This is a genomic window from Paenibacillus sp. OT2-17, from assembly GCF_009827695.1.
Lineage (GTDB): Bacteria > Bacillota > Bacilli > Paenibacillales > Paenibacillaceae > Paenibacillus > Paenibacillus polymyxa_B.
Genome location: NZ_WUDQ01000003.1, coordinates 123,927 through 131,597 on the forward strand (window position 1 = coordinate 123,927; position 7,671 = coordinate 131,597).

A 7,671-nucleotide genomic window follows, 5' to 3' on the forward strand; every position below is an offset into this window, starting at 1 on the left:
GCGTTGGCTGGACGTCGTGGTCGGTATCAATTAGAACGGGGAAGCCCGGTGTTATTTTGCGATAAAGGATGGGGAGTGCAAGTTGAAAAAAACAGGATCTGTGTTGGCCGCTACCTTGGTAGCCGCATTGCTAATCCAGCCTTCTGACGGATATGCCAAAAGCATGAGTGAAATCAATTCGCAGCTGAACCAATTGGAAAAGCAGGCCCAATCTGCCAAGCAACAACAGGAAAAGGCTGCTCAAGATAAGCAGTATGCTCAACATTACAAAAATAAAACCGTGCAAAACCTGAAAATTGTGCTTGCTCAGATTAACAGCGTCAGTGATCAGCTGACTCGTGTTGCGGTTCAGATTGATCAAACGGAAGATAATCTACGTGCGACTAAAAAAGATTTAGCTGAGGCCATTGATCGTATTCAGTCACGGGAAAAAATGCTGGAAACTCGTGTGCGTTTGATGTATACGGATGGAACCGTCTCATATATGGACGTGCTTATGTCTTCGTCCAGTTTTAGTGACTTTCTCAGCCGGGTAGATTCCTTGAAAACGATCGTGGAGCAGGATCAAATCCTGTTGGACGAGCATAAAAAGGACAAGGCATTGGTCGTAAGCAAGAAGAAACAGCTGGACACGGAATATAAAAATGCCAAGAAGCTCTATGCGCTCAAGCAGGACGCCAAAGCAGAACTGAATTCGAAGGAAAAAGAGAAACAAAGACTGATTTCCAATTACGATCATGATATTGCTGAGTCAGATGAAATCAGCGAAGAGCAAAATGACATGCTGGTAGCACTCGCTAACAAACGTGTGGGTCTGGTGCAGGAGAAGAACAAGCTTAGAGCGGAGCAGGCTGCCAAAGCAGCACGCGCTAGAGCGGCTGCACGTGCGGCTGAAGCCAAACGATATGCATCTTCATCCTCAGGTGCCGCCTCGAATTCCAGCCATGCGGCAGCCAGTACGTATACAGGCGGAACGGGCACATTGGCTTCGCCTGTATCCCATTACCGACTTTCATCTACTTTTGGCATGCGGGTACATCCGATTACCGGCAAGCTTAAAGGCCACACAGGTGTTGATATGGCGGCTCCTCAGGGAACCGATATTCATGCAGCCGAAGATGGTGTTGTCATTGTTGCCGAATGGTGGAGTGGCTATGGAAATACGGTTGTGATTGACCATGGAGACGGGCTATGGACCCTATACGGACACATTCGCAATGGCGGTACGGTGGTTCATACCGGGCAGACTGTGAAACGTGGTCAAAAAATTGCAGAAGTTGGTTCGACGGGCAATTCCACAGGACCTCACTGTCATTTTGAGGTGCGCGAAAATAACAAACCTGTAAATCCGATGAACTATTTATAGTAGATAAGGTAAGCCCTATTTATAGCCATTACGGTTGTAGATAGGGCTTTGCTGTAATGGTTAATATCCGATGAAGAACATGTGCATTGAGACACGGAGTAGGATACAATTAACATATTCCGTACAAGCTAGACGTATACTTCGTGGATGGATATGCGTTGTAAGGCAATAGGATACAAGATAATGAGAAGGCGGTGGACGATTAGATGTTGAAAAAAAGTACAGCGATACTCTTGATGGTGATCGGGCTGCTTGGCGGCAGTCTGCTCACTTTTGCCTATACTGGAACGACTACAGTAGGGAACAGCGCTCTGGGCGAAGGACTGCTGGCGAGTGTGACAGGTAGCAGTTCTACCTCCAGAAGTGATATCCGCAAAATCGAGACGGCGATGGACCTGATTCAGGGACAATATTATCAGGATGTGGATCGTACCAAGCTGGTGGATGGCGCCATCAATGGTATGATGGAGTCGCTCGGCGACCCGTATTCCTCTTATATGGGTAAAGAAACTGCCCAACAATTCGAGCAATCCATTGAAGGTTCTTTTACTGGGATCGGAGCCGAAGTAGCTGCCGAAAACGGGAAAGTAGTTGTAGTCACGCCAATTAAAGGCTCCCCGGCAGAGAAGGCAGGGTTACGCTCTAAGGATATTATTTTGTCTGTTAATGGTGAAACACTGGACGGATTGGATCTAAACAAGGCCGTTTCCAAAATCCGTGGGCCTAAAGGCAGTCAGGCAAAAGTCAAAATTCAGCGCAGTGGCTCTCCTGATCCGCTCGAATACACGATTACCCGTGACAACATTGATATGGAAACTGTAACGGCTCATATGGAAAGCGACGGTGTAGGCGTCATCACGATCACCCAGTTCTCCTTGAATACAGCAGAACGTTTCAAGGAAGAGTTAGCGAAGCTCGAAAAACAAGGGCTTAAAGGGCTCGTCATTGACGTGCGTAATAACCCGGGCGGCGTGCTTTCCGTGGTCATTGATATTGCACAGCAATTTGTACCTTCTGGCAAAACGATTGTACAAGTGGAAGACAAGAATCAGAAGCGTGAAGAAGAGAAATCCAAAGGATCACGTAAGAACTATCCAGTGACTTTGCTAATGAATAAAGGCAGCGCAAGTGCGTCCGAAATTCTGGCAGGTGCTCTCCAGCAATCAGCAGGTGCTGTGTTGATCGGGGAAAATTCCTTTGGTAAAGGTACTGTACAAACCAGCTATGACAAGCAAATGGGTGACGGTAGCCTGCTCAAAATCACGATTGCCAAATGGTTAACGCCAAATGGAACGTGGATTCATAAAAAAGGGATTAAGCCGAATATCGCGGTGGAACAGCCTGAATACTTCACAGCAGCACCGTTGAACAAGGAAAAGTCCTTGAAATACAATATGAATAGCAGTGATGTGAAAAATGCACAAATCATTCTGCAAGGCTTGGGTTACAAACCAGGTCGCGAGGATGGCTATTTTGACAAAGTAACTGAAAGCTCTGTTATTGCTTTCCAAAAACAAGCGAAGCTGACGGCTAGCGGCATCATTGATGCGAAGACAGCAGCAGCGATGGAAGCCAAGCTGATTGAGAAAATTCGTGATCCGAAAAATGATAATCAACTCAAGCAGGGGATTGAAGAGATTCGGAAGGAAATGAAGACAAGCGCAGCGAAATAATAGTGAGGCTACAACAAGGGGGGCTGGAAACAGCCTCCTTTTATATTGGGATTTATTTGCAGTCTGTCGGTTTGTCTTCCCTACGTTGGCAATTTCATATAGAATAAATGGATATGAAATGTACGTGATCCGCTATACAGCGGGCCAGGGGCATAAGGAGTGTGAATGGACTTGGAATGGGCATTACAATGGGGATGGAGCGTCTTGAATGCTTGCTTGTACCTGCTTTTGCAGCCGTTTTATTATATCTCAATACTCATTGTAGCACTTGGTTATCGTCGGCAAATGCTGCTGGAGCGCAAGCTATTTCATACCAAAATGCATAGCTGGGCTGCAGAGACCTGGCGTGTCGTATGGAGTGGTTTGCTTGCTGGAATGGCGCTATCTGCTCTGGGAATGTTCGTCAGTGTGCATCTGAGCTCGGCTTCCATCGTGTGCCTGTGGGTAGCGACATTACTGCTCATGCTGGTACGCGTCCGTTACCTGTGTCTCGCTTATTCGGTAGGTCTGCTAGGTGTGGTTCAGTTTTTCTTAAACGTGGCCAGTGGCTGGCAACCTGGGGGAGCGCTCGGAACATCAGTAGCAGCCATCCGCGGATTGGATATTCCAGCACTGTTGGTGTTGGTCGCCGTGCTGCATGTGGCTGAGGCGCTGTTGGTTCGCTGGCAAGGGGGGAAGGCGGCCACTCCGCTGTTTGTCGAGGGCAAACGGGGAAGATTGGTTGGCGGTTATCGTATGGAAGACCTCTGGCCCATTCCGTTGTTGTTGTTGGTACCGACTCAGGGAGGATTCACGCTTCCCTGGACACCTTTGTTCGGCGGCGATGCCGGAACCGGGTATATGCTGGCAGCCTTGCCAGTCCTGATGGGCTTCAGCAGCGTGACGCTAGGCCAGCTACCACGACAGAAGGCGGTACTTACTTCGAACCGTTTGCTCCTGTATAGTGTGGCTTTACTTCTGCTGAGCTTGCTGGCTGCATGGTGGAGTCCGCTGATATTGTTAGCAGCGTTATTCTCCTTTCTGGCTCATGAGGCGCTGATCTGGTATGGTAATATAGAGGAAAGTCGTCTTAGCCCGATGTTTGTCCATCCGGAGCAAGGGATGCGTGTTCTCGCTGTGCTGCCAGACAGTCCAGCGACAGCCATGGGCATACTGCCGGGCGAGGCCATTTACCGCGTGAATGGGGTTGTTGTGAATACCCGTGCCGAGTTACACCAGGCCTTGCGAATCAACTCTGCTTTTTGTAAGCTGGAGGTACGCAATCTGCAGGGCGAGAGCAAGTTTGTGCAGCGAGGCATGTACGATGGCGATCATCACCAGCTAGGGGTCGTGCTTGCACCGGATGCAGACGCGAGCTGGGCCGTATCCATACAGCCAGCCTCCATCTATCGGATTGTTGCCATGCACATAGGCGCACGACGACGTAAAGCTGGACAGGCATCGCAGGCAGAGGGTGCACATTTGGATACCATGGACAAATAGATGTTACAACAAGAGGGTAGTCATTATTTGATTAGAGTCGAATAAGGCTACGCTCTTTTTATATGCCGACAGTAGCCTGCTTGAAATCAATATTCTGATCGGTATACAATGAATATGTAATAAGAAGTGTTGATGAACCGAATGCCTATCATGTGTGTCAAGCAGGGAGAGAAAAAGATGAACGCGATTCACTTTATTCGAGAGTACATCAGGCATCCACGTAGCGTAGGCGCTGTTATACCCAGCTCAAGACAGTTGGCCAAACAAATTGCCACACCGATTTACTTTGACAAAGCATCGTGCATTATTGAATATGGTGCAGGAACCGGTGTGTTTACGCAAGAGCTTATTTTGAACAAGCGTCCAGAAACGCTACTTTTAGTGATTGAAGCTAATGAATCGTTTTACAAAACGCTACAAAGCAAGTACGGACACCTGGAGAGGGTACACATTATTCATGGATCGGCTGAGCATGTAGCGCAGTATATACGACAGTATGAGGTCCCAAAAGTGGATTATGTCGTGTCAGGGCTCCCTTTCACCAGCTTGCCCGCTGCATTATCCAGCCTCATTTTGGGACAAACGGCTGAGGTTTTGGGCCAGGAAGGCAAATTTATTACGTTCCAGTACAGCAAGGTCAAACACAATTTTTTTCGCACCTTTTTTGCTGACATTCAGATTAAAAAGGTAAACTGCAATGTCCCTCCCGCTTATGTGTTCACTTGCAGCCTGTAACCTTGCAGCTATGTAGAGGATTAGAATAAATACGAATGTGAATATACGGATAATTATGAGAAGACTTGGTCAGCGTCATTAAAATGCTGAAACAGTCTTTTTTTGTTGTGCACTTTTATGGATATATAAGAAGGGGATATGTTAAAAAGCAAAATTCATTTAAGGAATCATATTTTAAAATGGGGCTTAACCTATATATTACATAAGATGGAACCCGCTAGATTTTTGTAAGATTCATGATAAATCTGAACTTTTGTTAAAGGAGATTTATATATGGTAAAACCGCTGATATTCATGCGTTGGTGTGAGTACTATGAGTTAAGTGACCGTGAGACGGATTTTGTATCTTTTTTTATGATGAATTTCTCGGCTGCCCGTTCAGGCAATCAACCGAAGCTTAGGGAGCAGTTTGTTGAAATTCAGAAAAAAACCTTTCCTGAGTACCCGTTTGATATTACCCCGGAAGAACTGGATTACTCCAAATTCGAAGGCTTGATGAAGCAAGTGTTGAAAATTCATTTTGACACGGCCGAGCTGCTATACTCCTTTTATCTCCAAAAACTGTGCGCACCTTTAGCAGAATACATTTTATCCACTGGAGAATCAGAGCCTGCACGCATCTATTATAAGCTTATTCAAAAGGATAAAGTGCGCTAGGGAAGACGAGTGTGGATGAGCAAGAGCTATTGTGATACCTCAAGCTATATGGTTATTTAAGAAATTAATACTAGCTAATTAAAATAATAGTTAAAAATGTCAATATACCTTTGTGTTAAGGTAATATTATAAATCCAGTTTCAAAGAAAGAGGGTGTTGTTTTCGGCTGGAACATTTCAAGCACGGATATGACGCTGCAACGGAACGATAAGCTCGTTTGGGGACAGGGAAGGGGCCTTAAAGCCTCAAGGAGGGGCATTCGTATGGGTGCCGCTCTTTTTAAATTGAAGGGAGGAAGCGGCATGAAGGCGAAAAATAGTAGTAGTATTTGGTCCAAACGTTCCAAATGGCTGCCTGTCGTCATGGCATGCACGATTATAGTAGGGGGTGCTCTACCGACTCCAACTGTAGTTCACGGTCAAACGGCAAAGACTGTTACCATTAAAGTCGATACATCCAAGGATCGTAAGCCTATTAGCCCTTATATTTACGGTACGAATCAGGAGTTGGCAGGCGATGAGAATCTGACTGCCAGACGACTTGGTGGCAATCGAATGACCGGATATAACTGGGAAAACAATATGTCCAATGCAGGAAGCGACTGGATGCAGTCCAGCGATAGCTATTTATGCGACAACGCCGGATTGACAAAAGCCGAATGTGAAAAGCCAGGTGCGGTGGCAACCTCGTTTCACGATCAATCGCTGAAGCAGGGCACATATTCTTTAGTCACACTGCCGATGGCCGGTTATGTGGCCAAGGATGGAAACGGAAGTGTGCAGGAAAGCGAAAAGGCTCCTTCCGCTCGGTGGAATGAGGTCGTAAACGCTAAAAATGCGCCGTTTCAATTGCAGCCTGATCTGAAAGACAATCAGGTTTATGCGGATGAATTCGTCAACTTTTTAGTGAAAAAGTACGGCGTTGCTTCAACAAAAACGGGCGTGAAAGGATACTCGCTCGACAATGAACCCGCTCTCTGGTCGCATACGCATCCGCGCATTCATGGTGAAAAGGTCGGAGCGAAAGAGTTGGTAGACCGGTCGGTAAGTTTATCCAAAGCCGCTAAGGCGGTTGACGCGGGTGCGGAAATTTTTGGGCCCGTTCTTTACGGTTTTGGCGCCTATAAAGATCTTCAAACTGCACCTGATTGGAACTCTGTAAAAGGCAACTACAGCTGGTTCGTGGACTATTACCTCGATCAAATGCGCCTCAGCTCGCAAGCCGAAGGCAAGAGATTGCTGGATGTCTTCGATGTACACTGGTATCCTGAAGCGATGGGCGGAGGCATACGAATTACAAATGAGGTAGGCAACGACGAAACGAAGAAAGCCAGAATGCAAGCGCCTCGTACTTTGTGGGACCCGACCTACAAGGAAGATAGCTGGATTGCTCAATGGAACAGTGAATTCTTGCCTTTACTGCCTCGATTAAAGCAGTCGGTGGATAAGTATTACCCAGGAACCAAGCTGGCTTTGACTGAGTATAGCTATGGTGGCGAAAATGATATTTCCGGCGGTATCGCTATGACTGATGTGCTGGGCATCTTGGGCAAAAACGACGTCTATATGGCAAACTACTGGAAGTTAAAGGATGGTGCTAATAACTACGTTAGTGCCGCTTACAAGCTTTACCGCAATTATGACGGAAAAAGCTCTACTTTCGGTGATATCAGCGTTCATGCGCAAACGTCGGATATTGTTAATAGCTCGGTGCATGCTTCCGTAACGGATGCATCCTACAAAGAACTGCACCTCGTTG

General features: G+C 46.8%; 6 protein-coding genes. All 6 read left to right on the forward strand.

The genetic code is table 11. The annotated features are described in order from the left end of the window. Nucleotides 1–82 precede the first annotated feature (82 nt). Nucleotides 83–1,366, forward strand: a complete 1,284-nt coding sequence (locus tag GRP75_RS02315) for a M23 family metallopeptidase (protein ID WP_023990619.1) — start codon at nucleotides 83–85, stop codon at nucleotides 1,364–1,366. 206 nt (nucleotides 1,367–1,572) lie between these two features. Next, the gene (locus tag GRP75_RS02320; protein ID WP_023990618.1) at nucleotides 1,573–3,039 is read left to right on the forward strand and encodes a S41 family peptidase; all 1,467 of its coding nucleotides are present in this window, start codon (nucleotides 1,573–1,575) and stop codon (nucleotides 3,037–3,039) included. 165 nt (nucleotides 3,040–3,204) lie between these two features. Then, the gene (locus GRP75_RS02325) at nucleotides 3,205–4,521 is read left to right on the forward strand and encodes a PDZ domain-containing protein (protein WP_075154838.1); all 1,317 of its coding nucleotides are present in this window, start codon (nucleotides 3,205–3,207) and stop codon (nucleotides 4,519–4,521) included. A gap of 177 nt (nucleotides 4,522–4,698) precedes the next feature. Then, on the forward strand, nucleotides 4,699–5,256 hold the full coding sequence (locus GRP75_RS02330; protein WP_023990616.1) for a class I SAM-dependent methyltransferase: 558 nt from the start codon (nucleotides 4,699–4,701) through the stop codon (nucleotides 5,254–5,256). Nucleotides 5,257–5,529: 273 nt separating this feature from the next. Then, on the forward strand, nucleotides 5,530–5,913 hold the full coding sequence (locus tag GRP75_RS02335; RefSeq protein WP_023990615.1) for a hypothetical protein: 384 nt from the start codon (nucleotides 5,530–5,532) through the stop codon (nucleotides 5,911–5,913). A 302-nt stretch (nucleotides 5,914–6,215) separates the two neighbouring features. Next, a partial coding sequence (locus GRP75_RS02340; RefSeq protein WP_202403940.1) for a glycoside hydrolase family 44 protein occupies nucleotides 6,216–7,671 on the forward strand: 1,456 nt, incomplete at its 3' end.

Coding starts and splice junctions, on each gene's coding strand:
- GRP75_RS02320 (WP_023990618.1), top strand. CDS start 1,573: ATGTTGAAAAAAAGTACAGCGATACTCTTGATGGTGATCGGGCTGCTT.
- GRP75_RS02325 (WP_075154838.1), top strand. CDS start 3,205: ATGGACTTGGAATGGGCATTACAATGGGGATGGAGCGTCTTGAATGCT.
- GRP75_RS02330 (WP_023990616.1), top strand. CDS start 4,699: ATGAACGCGATTCACTTTATTCGAGAGTACATCAGGCATCCACGTAGC.
- GRP75_RS02335 (WP_023990615.1), top strand. CDS start 5,530: ATGGTAAAACCGCTGATATTCATGCGTTGGTGTGAGTACTATGAGTTA.